Origin of the sequence: Nocardia sp. NPDC056100 (assembly GCF_042266325.1) — a bacterium.
Taxonomy (GTDB): Bacteria; Actinomycetota; Actinomycetes; order Mycobacteriales; family Mycobacteriaceae; genus Nocardia.
Map to the genome: position 1 here is coordinate 70,936 of NZ_JBHJVY010000005.1, position 19,252 is coordinate 90,187.

Consider the following 19,252-nt stretch of genomic DNA (forward strand, 5'->3'; position numbering starts at 1 on the left):
CGGGCTGGGAGGATGCGCGGGTGACGCAGGCGCTGATCGTTATGGCGGGGGCGGTGGCGCTGTGGTCGCTGCTGGCCGCGCGGTTGGAGCGGTGGCAGATCACCGCGCCGCTGGCAATGGTGGTGGCCGGGATCGTGGTGGGGTTCGGGACCCGGAACACGCTCGGTGAGACGCTCAATACCAAGGTCGCACAGCACGCGGCCGAGATCGTGCTGGCGGTGCTGCTGTTCGTCGATGCCACCGAGGTGCGCGGCGGACTGTTCGGCCCGCAGCCGCGCGCGGTGTTCCGCATGCTGCTGATAGGCCTGCCGCTGGGGCTGGGGCTATCGGTGCTATTCGGGGCCTGGCTGCTGCCGGGACTGTCCTGGGCGGTATTGCTGGTCATTGCCTGCGTCGTGGTGCCCATCGATTTCGCACCCGCGGCGTTCATTCTGCGAGACAGGCGGATTCCGCTGCGGGTGCGCGAGGTGCTCAATGTCGAGGGCGGCTACAACGACGGAATCGTCTCGCCCATCTTCATTTTCGCGCTCGCGCTGGCCGGTGACGCCTCGCACGCCACCACCCCGATGGGCGCGCTCGGCGATGCGCTGCCCTCGGCGGTGAAGGCCATCGCGGTCGGCGTCGCGGTGGGCTGGGCGCTGTCCGCGGCGACCAAGGCGGCCGAACAGCACGATCTGATGAGCCATCAATCCAAGCGCATGGCCATGGTGGCCGCGCCGATCCTCACCTATGCGGTGGCGGTCGGCTTCGGCGGCAATGGTTTCGTCGCCGCCTTCGTCTGCGGTCTGACACTCAATTTCTTCCGGCATTCGACGAGCTTCCATCGCGAATTGGAATTGATCGACGATATCGGCTTCCTGCTGACCACCGCCATGTGGTTCGTCTTCGGCAGCGTCGCGGTCTTCTCCCTCTCCGAGGGACATGAATGGCGCGCCGTGCTTTTCGCGGTCGCCGCCCTGACCGTGGTGCGCATCGTGCCCACCTATCTGGCCATGATCGGCTCGCATTTCTCGATGCGGGACCGCTGGCTGCTCGCCGCGCTGGGCCCGCGCGGCACCACCTCGATCGTGTTCGGCCTGCTCGCCTTCAATGGATTGAGTGGCGAGGCAGCCGATCTGGTCCTGCTGACCCTGGTGTTCACGGTGCTCGGCAGCATTCTGCTGCACGGGGCGGGCGTCCCGCTGGCCGCCCGCCGCCACGGTCAGGCCCGCTGACGCGCCTCCTGCCCGAACGAGCCCACCGGCAGCGAACCGTCGGGCAGCACCAGATCCCCGGATTCCAACCGGATGCGCAGATAGCGGAACAGCTGTGCGGTCTGCGCGAAGAGATGTTCACCCGCCCGGAGCGGTGCGCGTTGCGGCCGATCGGGCGAGGTGAATTGCGGCAGCGGTTCTACGACGGTGTGATAGTCGACATTGAAGAACAGCGGGAACGAATACCGCTCCTGCTTCACCTTGCGCACCCGATGCGTGGTGGCGACGAATTCGCCATTGGTCCAGAGTTCGAGCATGTCACCGATATTGATGACGAAGGTATCCGGAATCGGCGGCACATCGATCCAATCGCCCGCACCGTTCATCACCTCCAGTCCGGGAGCGGTCGGCTTGAGCAGGGTGAAGCATTCGAAATCGCTGTGCGCGCCGATACCCATGGCATCCTCGGCCCCCTCGTCATAGGGATAGTGGATCAGGCGCAGCTGACTGGGCGTCTTGGTGGCATAGCGCAGGAAGGTATCCGGATCCTCGCCGAGGGTGACCGCGAACGCCCACAGCAGCTGCCTGCCCAGATCCAGGACGGCCTGATAGTAGGTGGTGACGGTATCGGCGAAACCCGGTAGCGCGGGCCAGACATTGGGTCCGAGCATGGGATTGCCCGCCAGATGATCGGGATCGTCCGCGGGCAGATCGAGCGCGGTGTCGAAGGCTTCCTTCAAATCCGGTGTGCCACCGTCGAATCCCTCCTCGCCGGTGGGGACATAGCCGCGATGGCAGTCCGACAGCCCGATATAGGAGCGCATCTTCTCCTCGAGCGGTAGCGCGAAGAACTGTTCGGTGGCGGCGAGCAACCCCTCGAACAGCGCCGGGTCGACCCCCGAACCGCTGATATAGAAGAACCCGACTTCGCGTGCGGCCCGGCCGATCTCATCGGCGACCGCCCGCCGTTCGGCCGGATCGGCCGAACGCAGTCCGGCCACATCGATGACCGGAACCGAGGTGAACGAGGTGACCTTGCTCATAGCGTCACATTTCCTTCCGTATGGCCGATCAGCCACTCCCGGGTGCGGAGCGCGCCGTGATCGTCGATGTCATTGGTGTGCAGGTGAATTCGGGAATCACCGACCCAGCGCGGGGCCAGTCGCTGTGATTCGCGATAGGGCAGCGCGGAATCGGTGATGATCCATTCGCGGCCCTCGATAGATCCGAGTGAGAGTTCCACGGTCCCGGCGGTGGTTCGCATCGCCCAGCCGAACAATCGGTCGACCCGCACCAGTAGCGCCCGTCCGCCGTCGCCGGACCGCAATTCCATTGCCCAGCAGTCCTGTCCGGGCCTGTCCCGTATCCAGTGCTCGAAGTAGTCCGCGTGCACGCCCACTTCGACCAGCACATCCGCCGCGTAGCTCATCCGGCCCTCATCCGGATGCGGTCCGGGCGGCTGCAATTCGATGCTGCGCCGCCAATGGAAGACATCGGCGTACTGGGTGAGCTGTCCGGCGAATCCGTCCTGCATGCGCATCCAGGCGCGCTGCTGATCGGTGAGATCCGCCGCACAGCGCACGCCGGTGAAATCGGGCCGGGGCATCGGCCTGCGCAGGTCGACGAATCGCGTAATGCCTTGTAACCAGCGCACATCGGTGGTGATGTCCTGTGACCCGTCGGGATCGACCAGCAGCGTGCGCTCCCAGAGTCCGGCGCAGTCCGCCATCCGCACCGGTGTATCGGTCTCATGCGCGTTCATGCCGGGAACCGTTCGTGGAAGTGCTGGGTCCAGTGCGGCCAGGCATGCGGATCGTGCCCGGGGATGAGCGGATAGTTCTTCTCGTAGGCGAGTTTCTTGAGCCGCCGGATCGGCTCGATGGTGTCCTCCGGATCGACCCCGACGAAGCCGCCGATGGCGAGTTCATGGTCGATGTTCTCGGTGAGATCGGCCGCGTCGAAGGCGAATACGAATCCGCCGCCGCCCACGGTCCGATCCAGTTCGACCATGAAACTCTGATGTCCGGGCGTATGTCCGTAGGTCGGTATCGCGGTGATGCCGGGGGCGATCACCGCCTCACCGTCCGCGAGCTGCCAGTCGATACGCGGATCGTCGAAATCGACCCGCGCCATCGCATGGTGTTCGGGCTCCGGATGATTGGACAGCCCGTACTCCAGCTCGATCCGCTGGGCGTGCACCGGCACCCGGCCCGCGAACAGTTTCAACCCGCCCGCGTGATCGTGATGCAGATGGCTGACCGCGACCGCGTGGATGTCATCGATATCGATTCCGATGTCGTGCAACGATTCCTCGATCGGCTCACCCGGACCCGGCAGCACCGGAATGTATTCCACGCTCGGATAGAACCGCCGGTACAGCGCCGGATCGCGAATCAGCGCGGTATTGAATCCGGTATCGAGCAGCACCCAGCCGCCATCGGTCTGGAGCAGCACACCAGGTGTGGGTTCCCGGAGCCGCTCATGCGCCGGAGCCCCGTGTACCGAAATGGCTTTGGGCAATTCCTCCCAGCCCAGGGTGAGCAGGACGATGCGGCGTACACCCGTCATGGTTCACCCCACCGACAATCCGGCCAGGCGTAGCGAATTCGGCTCGGTCACCGCATGGGATTCGGCAATGCCCTTGAGCCAGGGCTGCGCGACCATGAAGTCGTTGACGTCGGCGATATTGAGCCAGCAGCCGGTGGCCGACGCCTGTGCTGCGGCGCGCGAGAACACGTCCGCCGCACCGGATTCGCGTCCGGCGGCCAGCGAGGAGGTGACATCGGAGGAGGAGCAGTTCAGGTAGTTCAGGCCACCGTCGGGATCGAAATTGATATGTCCCCAGGTGTACGGCGACGGCGCGTCCGGCCAGCCCGCGAGCAACAGCATTTCCGGCGCGTCGGCCGGGGTGGTGCCGACCCAGCCGTAGATCTGCGAGGTGGGATAGCCCTGCACCTTGGCGGTGATGCCGACCGTGGCCAGCTGCGTCTGGATCAGATTGCCGACCAGCTGATTGTCGGGGTTGCTGGAGTCGTAGCCGACGGTCACGGTCTTCTGATCGGCGGGCAGACCCGCCACGATCTTCTGTAGCGCCGAAGTGTCATGTGTGACAGTCTGTTTCGCGTAGTCGGCGGCCATCATATTCGGCGGATACACCTGAGCGCCGACCTTGCCGCGCCCGAAGTAGGTCTGCTGCACGATCTGCTGTAGATCGATGGCCTGGTTCAACGCCGCGCGCGCCGGCTGCGAGGTGAACATCCCCTTGTGCGGGTTCACGTAGAAGTAGTTCGACATCATGGTCGGCAGTGAGTAATTCGCGAACTTGGAATTGCCGATGTACGACGAGACCGCCGAGGACGGCAGATCGTGCAGCACCGCCGCCAACTGGCCGTTGTTGAATTGCAGCTGCTGCGAGGAGGTATCGGTGATCACCGGCAGATCGACGGTGGTGAAGTACGGCTTGCTGCCCCAGTAATCGCCGAAAGCGGCCAGCGCGTAATGGGATCCGACCTGTGCGTCGGTGAGGGTGTACGGGCCGGTGCCGAGATCGTGGGTGGTCAGATAGGTCTGGGTGTTATCGGTCCCGGCATTGGCGGCCAGTCCGGTGGGGCTGAGCATGCGCGGCCCGTACGGCGAGGCGAGATAGTCCAGGAACACCGCGTTGGGCGCCTTCAGCGTGATCGTCGCGGCGTAATCGCCCTGTGTGGTAACCGATTCGATGTCCGACACCATGTACGCCGGGCCCTGATTCACCGCCAGCCGGCGATCGAACGAGGTCTTGATGGCGGCCGAGGTGAAGGGTGTCCCGTCATGGAATTTCACGCCCTGGCGCAGCGTGAAGGTGAACACCTTGTTATCCGGTGACGCCGTCCACGCGGTGGCCAGCAGCGGTTGCAGCTCGGCCTTCTCGGTGCCCGGGGCGTATTGCAGCAGTCCCTCGTACAGATTCGTGGTCAGCAGCAATCCCTGTCCGGCGTAGTACACGTCCGGGTCCGGCGGCTGACCCGGATCCTGGAGGAAGGACAGGTGCAGCACCTTATCGGTCGGTGCGGCATTGGGCGTTTGGTCGGCGGAACCGCACGCGGTGAGCGCGAGCAGTGTGGCGGAGGCGAAAGCGGTTGCGGCCAGGAGCCTTCGGGCGGTGTGGAGCATAGGGCGGTTCCTTCGAATCGAACTTCAGGGGAAGGTCAGGCGGTGACTAGGCGCGGATCGGCGGCGGCCTGGAGCAGGTCGACGACCGTATTGATGACGACGTAGACCGCGCCGAGCAGTAGCGTCACCCCGGCGATGGCGGGGAAGTCGGCGACCGGAATGCTCTGGGCGACGTACTGGCCGATACCGGGCCAGCCGAAGACCTGCTCGACCACGAGCACGCCCGAGAACATCAGTCCCACTTGCAATCCCGTCATGGACAGGGCCGCGCCGACGCAATTGCGCAGCACATGCCGCAGCAGGATGCGGGCCGGGCTCAGGCCCTTGGCCTTGGCGGTGCGCGCGTAATCGCTGTCGATGTCAGTCAGCAGACTCGACCGCAGCACCCGGCCGATCGCCACCGCCGGACCGAGCGCGATGACGGTGGCGGGCAGGATGAGATGGCTGAACGCGTCGGTGACCACATCGAACCGCCCGGCCAGCAGACCGTCCACGGTGAGCAAACCCGTTGGGCCCGTTGGTGCTCCGGAGATGGACGACCGGCCATTGGCGGGCACCCAGCCCAGGCGCTGATAGAACACGATCAGCCCGAGAATGCCGAGCAGGAACATCGGCACCGACGCACCGGCGAACAGCACCGCCCGCAGTACGCCCGCACCGGGCCAGCGCAGCGTGGTGGCAAAGGCCAGCAGCGCCGCCAGCGCGAGCGCGATCACCAGGGCGCACAGCGCGAGTTCCAGTGTCGCGGGCACGAAATGCAGTAGATCGGTGCTCACCGGTCGGCGGGTGCGATACGAGGTGCCGAAATCGCCGTGCGCCGCCGCGGTCAGATAGTGCCAGAACTGCACCGGCACCGGCTGATCCAGGCCGAGCTCATGCCGTCGCGCCGCGATGGCGGCCTGCGAGGCCGAACTGCCCAGCTGTGCGTGCACCGGGTCCAGTGGCGAAATGCGTTGCAGCACGAACATGACGCCGGTGAGCGCGATGAGGATGGCCACCATGGCGGCGAGCCGGGAGATGATGAATCCACGCATATCAGCGGTCCCTACTCGTGAGATTGCGCAGGCAGTCACCGGCGACGGTGCCGATCAGCGCCAGCACCGCGACGCCGAGTCCCGGCATGACCGGAATCCACCACTGCTGCAGGAAGTAACTGAGATTGCGGGCCGCGTCCGCGCCGAGTTCCGGTGCGGGCGCGGGCTGCCCGAGTCCCAGGAAGGACAGCGAGGCCAGGGTGAGGATGAGCGTGCCCAGATCCAGGCTGGCCGCGACCAGCGCACCCGGTGTCGCACCGGGCAGCAGATGCCGCAGCGCCAGCCGAATCGGCCGCACCCCACTGAGTTTCGCGGCCTCCACGTGCGGCCGGGCGGCCAGCGCGGCGATCTCACCGCGCACCAGCCGGGCGTAGAACGGCCACCACACGATGGAGACCGCGATCAGGGTGTGGGTGAAGCCGGGACCGAGCGCGGCGACCACGGCAATGGCCAGCACCGGCGCGGGCAGCGCCAGGAACGCATCGGTGACGCGCATCAGCAGGTTGTCGATCCAGCCACCGACCGTGCCCGCGATCAGGCCGATCAGACCGCCTATGGCCAGGCCGCTCGCCACCACCGCTAGTGCGGCGAACCAGCTGGCCCGCATACCGTAGAGCACCCGGCTCAGCAGATCGCGGCCGATATTGTCGGTGCCGAGCAGGAATCCGCCGTGTCCGGGCGATTGCAGCGGCATGCCCACCGGCAGCAGCGGATCGTACGGCGCGAGCACCGGCACGGCGAGCGCGACGAGTGTCACCACACCGAGCAGCGCCACCCCGACGCCATTCCAGCCGCCGGGAAAAGCGCGCGGCGCCACCGTGATTCGGGTACCGCGCAATCGAGTGAGCGCGGGCAGGGCGACGGTCATATCAGCTCACCTTCTGTTCGATACACGCCACCTGATGCGTACCGCCGGGAATGCCCTCGAGCCGGACATCGAGCCGCGTATCGGCGCAGGCGTCCACCGCCACCGGGCAGCGCGGATGGAACGCACACCCCGATGGGGGAGCCAGCGGGCTCGCGGGCTCACCCCGGGGTGCGACGGGTGCGCGCGCGGGATCCGGAATGGCATCGATGAGCGCGCGGGTATAGGGATGCACCGGATTGCCGAGAACCTCATCGGCGGTGCCGATTTCGACGATGCGCCCCAGGTACATGACCGCGATCCGATCGGCCACCACCCGGGCGACCGCCAGATCGTGCGTGACGAAGACGACCGACATACCCAGGCTCCGGCGCAGCTCACCGATGAGGTTGATCACCGACGCCGCGAGCGAGACATCCAGCGCGCTGGTCGGCTCATCACAGAGCAGGATCGACGGCGGCACCACGGTTGCCCGCGCCAGCGAAACCCGTTGCCGCTGACCGCCGGACAGCTGCCGCGCCCGCGCCTTCGCGATCTCGGGCACCAGCCCGACCCGCCCCAGCGCCGTCTCGACCGCGGCCTTGCGCTCGCCCCGCGACAACCCCGACCGCAACAGTCGCTCGGAAATCAACTCGCCCACCGACATCCACGGCGTCAGCGAGGCCCCCGCGTCCTGGAACACCATCTGCGGCCGCTCATCGGAGTTCGCCCCGGTCTGTACGGTCCCGCCGCTCGCCTGCTCCAAACCCGCGATCACGCGCAGCAGCGTGGACTTTCCGCATCCGCTCTCCCCGACCAGCGCCACCGCCTCACCGCGTTCGACGGTCAGCGAAACCCGCCGCAGCGCATGCAATGTCGCGCGATTGCGCAGCCCGCCGACGCTGAACGTCTTGGTCACGTCACGCAGCACCACGGCCGGTGCGGCCTCGGCCTCGCCTTTCGTTATCGACTGCGGTACAGCGTCATTCGTTGATGCGTCGGCCGATCGCGCCTTTGCCGCGGTGCTCTCTCCGTGGTCCTTGTCCACGGGCACAATGCATGCCGATACCCGTTCGACCGCGATCTCGGCCGGCTCCGGGGGAGTGCTGGAGCATCGCACGACGGCCTGCTCGCAGCGGGGCGCGAAGGCGCAGCCGGGCAGGGGTGCGGCGGGGCTCGGCACTTCGCCGGGCAGCGCCGCGAGACGTTCGCCGAGCGGGGTGGTCAGGGTGAGGCGGGACCGGAGCAGGCCGCGAGTGTAGGGGTGCGCCGGGTCGCCGAGCACCTGTGCGGTGGGGCCGATTTCGGCGATGCGTCCGGCGTACAGCACCGCGAGGCGGTCCGAGATCTGCGCCGCCACCCCGAGATCGTGGGTGATCAGCAGAATGCCGCAGCCGAGCTCCTCGCGAATGCCGCGCAGCAGCGCCAGTACTTGCGCCTGCACGGTGACGTCCAGCGCGGTCGTCGGCTCGTCGGCGATGATCAATTCCGGGTTGCCCGCGATCGCCATGGCGATCATGACGCGCTGGCGCAAACCGCCGGACAATTCATGGGGATAGCTGCGCATCCGCCGCGCGGGTTCGGGGATCCCCACCGCGGTGAGCAGTCGTATCGCTTCGGCTTCGCTCCCGGCGGCCTCGACGACCTGTGCGCCGATGCGCATGGTCGGATTCAGCGAGGTCATCGGATCCTGGAATACCGCACCGAGATCCAGTCGCCGCACCTTGCGCAGTGTTCGCTCGTCACCGGCGACCATATCGGCCCCGGCGACCGTGATCGAACCTTCCACGCGGGTTCCGGCGGGCAGCAGCCCCAGCAGCGAATAGCCGAGAACGCTTTTCCCGGAACCGGATTCGCCGACGAGTCCCAGGATCTCGCCGCGCCGCACGCCCAGCGACACCCCGCGCAGCGCGAATACCTCACGCCCGCCGCGACGGAACGTCACGCGCAGCTCCTCGACAGTGCCGACCTCGGACACCTCGGTGTCCAGCAATGCAGTGCCCATGAACGCTCCTACCGATCAACCTGTCAATCGATAGTTTTTAGGTGTCGCCGACCGTTTCGATGACGTGCGCGTATCGCTTGTGCTGCCCCTGGTAACTTCTGGATTGCCGGACGTTTCTGTCGAGTGACAGGAACCGCCCAATTCGCTTGCGCCCGTGCCGTTTCTCGTCCTGAACTGCGCAAACCCGGATTCGCGATCGAGGTCCGGGTGTACGGTCGAGCGATGACGCGGAACCGCCCCGGTCGTTTTCGCATTGCCCGCTGGGGCGCGCTGCTATCGGCGGCGGCCCTGATCGCCGCCGGATGCGATGGCGGGTCCGCCGGGGAGGCCGCACCGGCGGCGCAGTGGCCGCCGGTGAGCGGTCGCGGCTCCTGCGCGGTCGACAAACAGGAGAACGTCCCCGCCGCCATGCGCGATGGCGTGGTGTTGAAAGCCGATGTGTACCGGCCCCGGACCGCCGAGCAGGTGCCGGTGATCCTCATGCGGACCCAGTACGGCAAGGCGGAGGCGCAGATTCAGCCGTTCCGCTATCAGTCGCCGGACTGGTTCGCCTCGCAGTGCTATCTCGTTGTCGTACAGGATATTCGGGGCCAGGGTGCGTCCGCGGGCACGTTCACCGAATTCGGGAACGACCTCGACGATGGATACGACTCGGTGGAATGGGCGGCCGGGCTCGCCGGATCCAATGGCAAGGTCGGGATGTACGGGTCCTCGTATGTCGGTGCCACCCAATGGCTCGCGGCCGTCGGCGCGCCACCGCATCTGACCACCATCGTGCCCGCCAACACCTCCTCCGACTACTACGACGGCTGGAACTACGAGGGCGGCGCGTTCCGGCTCGGCTTCGTCGAACCGTGGGCGATGGGGACGATCGCCGCGAGCTCGGCACTCAATCGCGGTGATACCGGCACCGCCAAGCAATTGCGCTCGGACGTGGCGAATTACACGCGCTGGCTGGGATTCCGGCCGTATCAGCAGTTCCCGCCCATGCATCCGGAGAATCCCGCGGTCGCGCCCTGGTACTTCGATTGGCTCCGGCACGCCACCCGTGACGACTACTGGAAACAGTGGAGCATTCGCGACCGCTATGCGCGGGTGAAGGTGCCCGTGCTCGACATGGAGGGCTGGTACGACGCCTTCCTCGCGGGCGGGGTGGAGAACTTCACCGGTATGGTCGCCAACGGCGGCACCCCCGAGGCGCGGGCGAATCAGCGTCTGGTGATCGGCCCCTGGGACCATGTCGGCTGGGGCAGAACGGGTTCCGGCATCGGCACGCCCATGATGACCGCCGCCGGTGCGGCCGGGGACAGTCCCGTCAACGAACTCATGCTCGCCTGGTTCGATCAATTCCTGAAGGGCAAGGGCGGCAACGTATCCGGACACCCGATCGTGGACTACTTCCTGATGGGCGCGAACCGCTGGAAGAGCGCCACCGCCTGGCCGCTCCCCGATACCCGCTGGACCACCTACTACTTGTCGGGCGTCGGCGGCAATGGAATACAGGGCCGGGCCGGGCATTTGGGGACCGATGCGCCCAAAGATCCACAGCCCCCGGATATCTACGATTACGACCCGGCCAATCCGGTGCCCAGCGCGGGCGGACACTCCTGCTGCGGTGCGGGCACCGGCCCGCAGGGGCCGGTCGATCAGTTCGTGGTGGAGCAGCGCGCCGACGTGCTCACCTACACCACCGATCCGATGACCGTCGATACCGAGATCACCGGTCCGATCCAGCTGAAACTGTGGGCTTCGTCCACCGCTCCCGATACCGACTTCACCGCCAAGCTGGTCGCGCTCGCCCCGGACGGCAGCACGATGAACCTCAACAACGGCATCATCCGGGCCGCCTTCCGGGATTCGCTGGAGCATCCGTCACCCATCGAGCCCGGCCGCGCCTACGAGTACAAGATCGCCATCTGGCCGACGTCGTACCTGGTCAAAGCCGGTTATCGGATCAGGGTCGAGGTTTCCAGCAGTGACTTTCCGCAGTACGCGCCGAATCCGAACACCGGGGAACCCTTCGGCCTGAGCGCGAATTCACAGCTCGCCACGCAGACCGTCTATCACGATGCCCAGCACCCATCGGCCCTTGTACTACCGGTCATTCCGGGCAGCGATACCGGGAGCACCCGATTTCCTGTCGGGCACTGACCGTAGACTGCCAGGGAATACCCCTTGTAGGTATTTCAGCCATTTCACGACGCCATAGGAGATCATGTGTGCCAGCGAATCGTCTGTCAGGCCTGCGGTAAGCCCTCCTTCCAGGGCTGCGGCGAGCATGTCGAGGAAGTACTCGGCGATGTGCCTGTCGCACAGCGCTGCTCGTGCGCGAACCCGGGCGGCGGCAGCCGGGGCCTGTTCTCCCGGCAGTGATCACTCACGTGGTCGCGGCGTGTAGACGACCGACCACGGCCCGGCCCCGCCCGGTGTGGCCAAGGCCGATCGGGCGCCGTCGGCGGTAATGACCTCGGCGGTGAGCTGGGCGAAACGGGGTGCGGCCGGGTGAGCGCCGGTGCCCGGCCAGACCGCCGCGAGCCGGCGGCGCAGCGGCCGTCCGGTGATCGGACGCCAGGCCACCCGCGGTTCGCGCCGCGCGGTGCTCTCCAGTTCCAGGGCGATTCCGTGCCCCGCCAGCACCAACCCCAGCAGGAATTCCGGATTGCGGGCATGCCGAATGCGGGCGGGCACGAATCCCCGCGCCCGGCAATGCTCGAGCAGCCGATCGTGCCAATCGGGTGCGGCGGCGCGGGGGAACAGCACCAGATCGTGTCCGGTCAGCTCCGCGAGCTCGAGCTCCGATGACCGGGCCAGAGCGTCGGTGCGCGGCAGCACCACGCCGAGTTCGAGGTCGACGATCGGGCCGTGCGCCAGGTCGGGCAGCGCCGCCGGATGATCCACCAGACCCACATCCAGGTTCGCGGTATCGAGCACCCGGAGTTGTTCGGCGGTGGTGAGTTCCAGCAAATCGACTGTGAGACCGGGTATTTCGGCCTCGATTCGGGACAGCAGTGCATGCAGCAGGGTGGCGGGCAGATCCGGCGGTACCCCGGCGCGCAAGGTGCCGAGGTCGCCGTCGCCCGCCTTGCGCATCACGGTGCGCAGTCGTTCCTCGGCGGCCAGCATGCGCCGCGCCTGATCGATCAGCAGGGTGCCCGCGGCGGTGAGTTCGACCTGCCGGCGGGAGCGATCGAACAGTGTCACGCCGAGTTCGCGTTCCAATCGCTGCACCGATTGGCTCAGCGGCGGCTGCGCCATGCCGAGCAGTTCGGCGGCCCGGCCGAAATGCAGTTCCTGCGCCACGACCAGGAAATAGCGCAGGTGCCGGGCCAGATCCACCCGGCAACGATATGCCATCGGATATGAGTTCGGAACCCGGCTACCGTGGTCCGGTGCTGGAAGAGATCTTCGCGGCCGTCCCGGTGCGGGGCTGGTCGCACACCATCGATATCGATACCGGTCGTGAGGTCGGGGTGCGCGCCGACGAGCGGGTGGTGATCGCCTCGATCTTCAAGATCCTGCTGGCGCTGGAATTCTGCCGCCAAGTCGACGCGGGCCAGGTGGATGCCACCGAACGGGTGCGGGTGCGGGCCGAGGATCGACTCGGCGGCTGGGGCACCGCCGGATGCGCGGACGATATCGAACTGTCGCTGCGCGATCTGGCCCACTTCGCCATGTCGGTGAGCGATAACACCGCGGCCGATCTGCTGCTGCGCCGCATCGGCGCGGATACGCCCGGCCTGCTCGCCGCCGAACTCGGCCTGGACCACACGCGGGTGATCGGCGGACCCCGGCAGCTGCTGGAATCCATGCTGGCCGATGCCGGTGCGGCCGACGGGGCCGAATTCGCGCGCGTCTACCCGACTTTGACGCGCGCCGAGGTCGCGGCGATGCGGGTCTTCGATCCGGCGCACACCACCTCCAGCACGCCCCGCGATATCACCCGGTTGCTGACGCTGATCTGGCAGGACCGTGCGGGTTCGCCCGCCGCCTGCGCCGCGACCCGGGATCTGCTCGGGCGGCAACTGTTCTGGACCCGCCTGGCCGCGGGCTTCCCGGATGAGGTGCGGGTGGCATCGAAGACCGGCACCCTGCCCGGACTGCATATGGAGGCGGGTGTCATCGAATATCCGGACGGCGGCCGGTACGCGGTGGCGATCTTCGCGCGCACCGAGGAGCTCGGCAGCCGCCGCCTCGACGTCGATCTGGCCATGAGTCGCGCGGCCCGTACGTCCGTGGAAATGCTGCGTACCAGCTCTGATATCCGTTCACCTATCACCTGATTCGGCTTTTGATCTTGGACACCGGCGGGTGCGGGCTGCTTTCGTCATCGATATGACATCCCGTATCGACCGCCGCCGGTTCCTGCGCGGCGCGGCCACCGCCGGAGTCGGCATCGCCGCCGCCGGAACCGCGGGCGCGTTCGCCCTGACCCGGCACGACACCGCACCGGATCGGCGAAAAGCCGGTGCCGCAATCGAATTGCAATGGCTGGGCGTCTCCGGCTGGCGTATCGACCTGGCCGGTGAAACCCTGCTGATCGACCCGTACCTGACCCGCTACCCGGTCGGGCTCGCCACCGGCGCATTCGATTCCGCGACCCCGCTGCGGGTGGATCCGGCCGCGATCGATCCGCATATCGGCACACCGAAGCGCATTTTCGTAACCCATACGCACTGGGACCATTTCAACGACGTCCCGCATATCGCCACGAGTACCGGGGCTCGCGTGCACGGCACCCTCACCACCTGCAATATCGCCCAGTCCATGGGCGTCCCCGCCGCTCAGCTGAGCACCGTCAAGGGCGGTGAGGTCTTCGACTTCGGCACGCACACAATGGAAGTCATCAGCTCGCTGCACAGCCGCACCGCCTCCTACGGCATCACCTTCCCGGGCGTCCGCCCCACCCCACCCGAACGCCCGGCCACCATCGCCGATCTCCCCGAAGGCGACACCCTCACCTTCCACCTGTCGGTCAAGGACGGCCCCAGCGTGTTCTTCATGGGCGCAAGCGATTTCGCCGCGCACAACCTCGAAGGCGTCCATCCCGACATCGCCATGATCGCCGTCAACTCCGCCGACACCACCCACGCCTACCTACCGCGACTCCTCGCAACCCTGGGCAACCCGCCCACGGTGATTCCGGTCCACTGGGACGACTTCGAATCCCCCCTCCAAAACCCGCCCCCCATAGGCGAAAAGGACCTTGCCCGCCGCAACGCCTTCGTCGACGCGATCCACTCCGCCAGCCCCGATACCAAGGTCGTGATCCCGGAATACCTGACTCCCTACCGCTTCTCCTGACGCGGTGCGCCGCCGGAGGAGCCCGGCGGCGCACGGTGTCGTATTCGATCAATTGCACACCGATGCGACGATGTAGGAGTCGGTATAGCGGCGGGCATTGGATTCGGCGACAGATCGGGTGGATCCGGTGCCGCCGTTGTACATTCCGGCGCCCGGCGAATAGCCAACGGCGCCACAGTCGCTGAACGAGGCCAGCACACTGCAATCGCTGCGGCCACACGAGGACAGTGCGGCATTCCTGGCATCGGAGGACCATGGGTAATCCCATGCCTTGCCGATGGATCCGTCGGAAGAGACCGCGATAGCGCCGTAGTAGGTGGTGGCATTGGCTGTCGGCAGCACCGCCACCGAAGAGCCCGCGATGACTGCGATGCCGACGATGAGCCGGGAAATGATCTTACGCATGGGATTCCCTCGTCCGAGATGAGAACTGAATCGCTCCGAATGGAGTGAATCCACGGTAGAAATCGGGGCGTGCAGATCACCATCGCGAACGCATCGGAAAGGGGTAGAAATGCCTGGTAGAAAGGCTTTCCGGGTGTTCCGGAGCGGAATCTGATCGGGGGAGGGCGAGGCTGGTTCGAGGTCAGCGCGGTGCTAGGCGAACCAAACCGGGATCACATCGCGGGCGAAGGCGCTGATGCATTCGGCGGTGGGGCCGGACAGGATCTCTCCGGTGAAGTAGATGCCGTCGCGCCCTTGCAGATTCGCGATGCGGTCGAACCAGCCGTCCCTGATCGCCGCGGCGCTGGGGTACGCGGGCCATTCCGCGATGGTTTCGGTGATCAGTTCCGGATCGTGGAACAGGTAGAGCCCTTCCTTGGCCAAAGCCCAGGCTGCCGTATCGGAGATCGAGGTGTCGGAATTGCTGAAGCAGACCCAGTACGGGCCGGGATGCTGTTTGTTGACCGCCGTGATGCGGTGGGTGGCCTGCTCCGGATCGGTATCGGTATAGCTGCCGTAGGGTTCGATCACCCAGAAGCCCAGGGGTTCGGGCGAATTCGGCTTACGCGGGAATTCGATGATCTCGTCAGCGACCTTGATGAGATAGCTGCGGGTCCAGGTGCGGGGACAGTTGCGCTCGGCGAACACCTGATGAATCTCCCCGGCGGGGAAGATCTCTCGAATCTGTGCGGGCCGCGCGGTGACGATGACGCGGGAGTAGACGCTCTCCTGTGGTTCGCCGTCCGCCCGAGTGGTCACTCGAATCCGCTCCGGGGCAAGGGGTTCGATGGCGATCACGGGTGTGTTCACTCGGACCGGCAGGTCGAGGTCGGCGACCATGCGGTGCAGCAGGCTGATGAATCCGTGGCGCATGCTCAGGGTCACCGGCAGTCGTGAACTCATCTGTGCGAGCAATGATTCCGGCATCTTGGCCAGCAGCGCCGCCCGCTGCTCCGGATACAGCGACAGGATCAGCTTCGCCAGTTGCGAGACATGCCCGGAGATGTGCGCATTGATATTGATGATGGTCTCCGCGGGCTGCCGCGGCCGCCGCATATTGGCGTACAGCGTGATGCCCTGCAGCAGTTCGCCGACCAGCGGAGCATGCCGTGCCCGATAGGTCTCCCAGGTCTCGCCCGGAATCCTGTCGAAATTGAGCCCGGCTATCCCCGGCCCGTGCTTGTCGCGTGCCGCTCGCTCGATAATGGTCCAGGCTTCAGCCAGCTGATCGGCCGCCTGATCCGGGGTCAGCAGTCCGAACAGCGGGATGAAATGCGGCGGCACCGCCGAGCGCGGCTTACCGGATTCGTCCCGGCCGACGAAAAACAGCGCCTCGGTCTGCATTTCGACCGGATGGCGGGTGAGCAGCCGATGGATGGCGGTATCGGCGAAATCCGCGCCGAAATCCTGCTGGATCACCAGGTGCGCCTGGAAATCGTATGTCGCACCGTCGATTTCGGCGGTCTGACAGTAACCGCCGAGCTGTGCTCCGGCCTCCAGGATATCGATATTCGTGTATCCGAGATCGCGGAGTTCGGCGGCCGCCATGATGCCGCTCTGTCCCGCGCCGACGATGCAGATGGGAGCCGCGAGATCCATCGGGATTCCTTCAGATGCGACGCAGGGGGTGAGACGAGTATGCGGTATAGCGCGTCCGCGTATCACCGGTCCGGTGGGAACCCGCAGGGCAAGCCCCCGCCCCTGTCAGTGGAACCTGTTCTAGATTTGTGTGCCGCCGGGCCCTAGGGTGGCGGGGATCGGCGTGAGATTCCCTTCGCCGAACTTGGGAAGGAGTTGTCCGGATGGACATCACTGCCGCGGTCGCGCGCGGAGCGCAGGCGCCCCTGTCGCTCGAAGCCCTCACGCTGGAGGAGCCCCGCGCGAATGAGGTGCTGGTGCGCATCGTCGCCACCGGCGTCTGCCACACCGACCTGGTCACCAAGAGTGTCTTCCCGGCGGAGTTGCCCATCGTGCTCGGACACGAGGGTTCGGGCATTGTCGAGCAGGTCGGTTCCGAGGTCACCGATGTGAAGCCCGGCGATCACGTGCTGCTGACCTACAGCAGCTGCGGCACGTGTCGCCAGTGCACCACCGGCGCGCCGTGCTACTGCGAGAACTTCATCATCCTGAACACCTCCGGTGGCCGCTCGGACTTCACCTCGCCGCTGAGCGTCAACGGTGAGCGGGTCATGGGCGCGTTCTTCGGCCAGTCCAGCTTCGCCACGCACGCGCTGGTTCTTCGTACCAGCGTGGTCGTGGTCGATGACGAGGTGGATCTGGTGGCATGCGCACCGTTCGGCTGCGGTGTGCAGACCGGTGCGGGCGCGGTCGCCAATGTGATGCGCCCGGCCCCGCACGAGTCGATCGCCATCTTCGGCGTGGGTGGTGTCGGCATGTCCGCACTGCTGGCCGCGCGCGCCCTGGGCGTGGAGAATATCGTCGCCATCGACCTGTCGTCCGAAAGGCTCACGCTGGCAAAGGAACTCGGTGCGACCACGCTGATCGACGGCGCGGCCGAGGATGTGGTGGCCCAGGTGCACGCCGCCACCGGCGGCGGCGCGACCTTCGCCCTGGACACCACCGCCGCCAATCCGGTCATCGCCAATGCGCTACTGGCGCTGGCTCCGCGCGGCACCCTGGTCGTGGTCGGCCTGGGCGAGGCCAGCATGGATTTCGAGATCGGTCATCTCACCGGCAATGGCAAGGCCGTCCGCGGTTGTATCGAAGGCGGAGCCGACCCGCAGCAGTTCATCCCCCAGCTCATCGAATGGCATCGCGCGGGCAGGTTCCCCATCGAGCGCATCTCCCGGCACTACCCCTTCGCCGAGGTGAACACCGCCATGCACGATGCCGAGACCGGCGTGACCATCAAGCCGATCCTGGTGCTGCCCGGCGTCTGACGCCTCCGGATAGAACTGCGCGTACCAGCGGCGCAGCGCCTTGATGCCCTTCTCGTGCGGTAGCAGTACGGGACGGGCTCGATGGATCTTGTGATCCCAGATGTCGAGCTCCTCCCGTACTTCGCCGAGCGCCACCATCCGGAAGGCGAGCTTCAATACCGTTGTGGCGAAGGGGATTCGCGGGCGGCGAATGAAGTACAGCATCCGCAATTCGCTGCTGGTGTCGTCGATGGGCGTGGTGAGAGCGATGGCGGTCATGGTGATCAGCGGCCCGCCCGTCCGCACCACCATGACACCCGGCCCGTACATGAACACGTCGAAACTGTTGTCCACCCAGTAACCCAGGACGGATTTCCGGAACCTGCTGTGTATTTCGGCGAACGGACCATCCGGGATGAGCTCCTGCACCGGCGGCTCGCTCTGCCCGTGGATGTGGTGGAAATGCGATTCGTCGACGATGTTCTCGCGCATCTCCTGCACGTGAATCCGCGCCGTCAACATGTCATCGATCGGCCGCGCGTACCCGCGATCGACGGCCTCTGGAATCTCCGGTACCTCCCACGCCGGTTCGTCCGCGCCGGTATAGACGAAAATCAGCCTGCTGTGCTCCCGCACCGGTAACCCCGTGAGTGTCACCCGGGGCGGCCGAGCCGCGAAAGGCGCTGCGGCACAGGACCCGTCACTCTCGAACTGCCACCCGTGGAACGGGCACTCCAGCCGCCCGTCCACCACCTTCCCGCCCGCACCCAGATGCGCCCCGTAATGCGGACAGTGCGCATCCCGCACGGTGGCCGCCCCATCCCGCCCCCGGAACGCGACCAGCGCCCGCCCGAAGTAGTGCAGGCTCACCACCTCCCCGCTTTTCAGCCGCGAACTCCGCAGCACCGCGTACCACCCCTGCGGCACGGTCGGCATCGGATACTGATCCGCGCGCACATCGCGCGGCAGCGTGGACAGTCCGGAACGATCACGTCGGAAGATCACCCCGAAACCATAACTAGAACCTGTTACAACTCGATGAACCCGCCCTGTCAGCCGACTGTCAGCCCCTCGTCAGCGCCGCCCGGCATCGTTCTCCCCATCGGGCCGAAAGAGCCCGCCACACAAGGAGAACACCGTGAACGCCACCCAGGCCCAGCACCTGATCGAATCGCTCCAGCACCGCAACGCCCAACTCCAGCAGCAGGTCCTGTACCTCCAGCAGCAACTGTCCGCTGCCCAGCGCCCGCAGCAGTCCCAACGCTCCTCCGGCCCCGGCGACTTCCTCACCGGCGCAGCCGAAATCGCCCTCGGTGTCGGCGGCGGCATTCTCGCCGCCGACCTCATCGGCGATGTAGCGGGCGACCTCTTCGACGACCTGTGGTGACCGCCGGTCACCA

The 19,252-nt window shown here is 66.4% G+C and carries 17 protein-coding genes and 1 pseudogene; 7 read left to right on the plus strand and 11 right to left on the minus strand.

What is annotated here, in order from left to right:
• Window positions 1-20: 20 nt before the first annotated feature.
• The gene (locus tag ACFC0O_RS37000) at window positions 21-1,214 is read left to right on the plus strand and encodes a cation:proton antiporter (RefSeq protein ID WP_375966598.1); all 1,194 of its coding nucleotides are present in this window, start codon (window positions 21-23) and stop codon (window positions 1,212-1,214) included.
• On the opposite strand, the gene ACFC0O_RS37005 is transcribed toward ACFC0O_RS37000, so the two are convergent.
• The 7 genes from ACFC0O_RS37005 to ACFC0O_RS37035 are packed head-to-tail and all read right to left on the minus strand — an operon-like array spanning window position 1,202 to window position 9,228.
• Window positions 1,202-2,236: an isopenicillin N synthase family dioxygenase gene (locus tag ACFC0O_RS37005; RefSeq protein ID WP_375966600.1), complete on the minus strand. Its 1,035-nt coding sequence runs from the start codon at window positions 2,234-2,236 to the stop codon at window positions 1,202-1,204. The genes ACFC0O_RS37000 and ACFC0O_RS37005 overlap by 13 nt on opposite strands.
• Window positions 2,233-2,955, minus strand: a complete 723-nt coding sequence (locus ACFC0O_RS37010; protein ID WP_375966601.1) for a hypothetical protein — start codon at window positions 2,953-2,955, stop codon at window positions 2,233-2,235. The genes ACFC0O_RS37005 and ACFC0O_RS37010 overlap by 4 nt, the downstream gene beginning before the upstream one ends.
• Window positions 2,952-3,761 (minus strand): N-acyl homoserine lactonase family protein, encoded by an 810-nt coding sequence (locus ACFC0O_RS37015; RefSeq protein WP_375966602.1) that lies wholly within the window; start codon window positions 3,759-3,761, stop codon window positions 2,952-2,954. The genes ACFC0O_RS37010 and ACFC0O_RS37015 overlap by 4 nt, the downstream gene beginning before the upstream one ends.
• A gap of 3 nt (window positions 3,762-3,764) precedes the next feature.
• On the minus strand, window positions 3,765-5,345 hold the full coding sequence (locus ACFC0O_RS37020; RefSeq protein ID WP_375966604.1) for an ABC transporter substrate-binding protein: 1,581 nt from the start codon (window positions 5,343-5,345) through the stop codon (window positions 3,765-3,767).
• Between the two features lie 35 nt (window positions 5,346-5,380).
• Window positions 5,381-6,379, minus strand: a complete 999-nt coding sequence (locus tag ACFC0O_RS37025; protein ID WP_375966606.1) for an ABC transporter permease — start codon at window positions 6,377-6,379, stop codon at window positions 5,381-5,383.
• 1 nt (window position 6,380) lies between these two features.
• On the minus strand, window positions 6,381-7,247 hold the full coding sequence (locus ACFC0O_RS37030; RefSeq protein ID WP_375966608.1) for an ABC transporter permease: 867 nt from the start codon (window positions 7,245-7,247) through the stop codon (window positions 6,381-6,383).
• Between the two features lies 1 nt (window position 7,248).
• The gene (locus ACFC0O_RS37035; RefSeq protein ID WP_375966609.1) at window positions 7,249-9,228 is read right to left on the minus strand and encodes a dipeptide ABC transporter ATP-binding protein; all 1,980 of its coding nucleotides are present in this window, start codon (window positions 9,226-9,228) and stop codon (window positions 7,249-7,251) included.
• 222 nt (window positions 9,229-9,450) lie between these two features.
• Here ACFC0O_RS37035 and ACFC0O_RS37040 point away from each other — a divergent pair, with 222 nt between their 5' ends.
• The gene (locus ACFC0O_RS37040) at window positions 9,451-11,379 is read left to right on the plus strand and encodes a CocE/NonD family hydrolase (RefSeq protein WP_375966611.1); all 1,929 of its coding nucleotides are present in this window, start codon (window positions 9,451-9,453) and stop codon (window positions 11,377-11,379) included.
• A 66-nt stretch (window positions 11,380-11,445) separates the two neighbouring features.
• Window positions 11,446-11,601 (plus strand): hypothetical protein, encoded by a 156-nt coding sequence (locus ACFC0O_RS37045; RefSeq protein WP_364633016.1) that lies wholly within the window; start codon window positions 11,446-11,448, stop codon window positions 11,599-11,601.
• Here the strand turns inward: ACFC0O_RS37045 and ACFC0O_RS37050 are convergent, their stop codons facing one another.
• Window positions 11,602-12,564, minus strand: a complete 963-nt coding sequence (locus ACFC0O_RS37050; RefSeq protein WP_375966612.1) for a LysR family transcriptional regulator — start codon at window positions 12,562-12,564, stop codon at window positions 11,602-11,604. It lies immediately after the preceding gene.
• Window positions 12,565-12,587: 23 nt separating this feature from the next.
• Here ACFC0O_RS37050 and ACFC0O_RS37055 point away from each other — a divergent pair, with 23 nt between their 5' ends.
• Both ACFC0O_RS37055 and ACFC0O_RS37060 read left to right on the plus strand, forming a co-directional pair.
• On the plus strand, window positions 12,588-13,508 hold the full coding sequence (locus tag ACFC0O_RS37055) for a serine hydrolase (RefSeq protein WP_375966614.1): 921 nt from the start codon (window positions 12,588-12,590) through the stop codon (window positions 13,506-13,508).
• 52 nt (window positions 13,509-13,560) lie between these two features.
• Window positions 13,561-14,529, plus strand: a complete 969-nt coding sequence (locus ACFC0O_RS37060; RefSeq protein ID WP_375966616.1) for an MBL fold metallo-hydrolase — start codon at window positions 13,561-13,563, stop codon at window positions 14,527-14,529.
• A gap of 48 nt (window positions 14,530-14,577) precedes the next feature.
• Here ACFC0O_RS37060 and ACFC0O_RS37065 read toward each other — a convergent pair whose 3' ends face one another.
• Both ACFC0O_RS37065 and ACFC0O_RS37070 read right to left on the minus strand, forming a co-directional pair.
• Window positions 14,578-14,934: a DUF4189 domain-containing protein gene (locus ACFC0O_RS37065; protein WP_375966618.1), complete on the minus strand. Its 357-nt coding sequence runs from the start codon at window positions 14,932-14,934 to the stop codon at window positions 14,578-14,580.
• 192 nt (window positions 14,935-15,126) lie between these two features.
• On the minus strand, window positions 15,127-16,572 hold the full coding sequence (locus ACFC0O_RS37070; protein WP_375966619.1) for an FAD-dependent oxidoreductase: 1,446 nt from the start codon (window positions 16,570-16,572) through the stop codon (window positions 15,127-15,129).
• 203 nt (window positions 16,573-16,775) lie between these two features.
• Here ACFC0O_RS37070 and ACFC0O_RS37075 point away from each other — a divergent pair, with 203 nt between their 5' ends.
• A complete protein-coding gene (locus ACFC0O_RS37075) occupies window positions 16,776-17,873 on the plus strand; it encodes an NAD(P)-dependent alcohol dehydrogenase (RefSeq protein WP_375966621.1) in 1,098 nt (365 codons plus the stop codon).
• A gap of 21 nt (window positions 17,874-17,894) precedes the next feature.
• Here ACFC0O_RS37075 and ACFC0O_RS37080 read toward each other — a convergent pair.
• Window positions 17,895-18,788: pseudogene (locus ACFC0O_RS37080) on the minus strand (Rieske 2Fe-2S domain-containing protein); the annotation flags it as partial.
• 202 nt (window positions 18,789-18,990) lie between these two features.
• On the opposite strand from ACFC0O_RS37080, the gene ACFC0O_RS37085 reads away from it, so the two are divergent.
• Complete coding sequence (locus ACFC0O_RS37085) at window positions 18,991-19,239, plus strand: hypothetical protein (RefSeq protein ID WP_375966622.1); 249 nt, start codon at window positions 18,991-18,993, stop codon at window positions 19,237-19,239.
• Window positions 19,240-19,252: the final 13 nt, after the last annotated feature.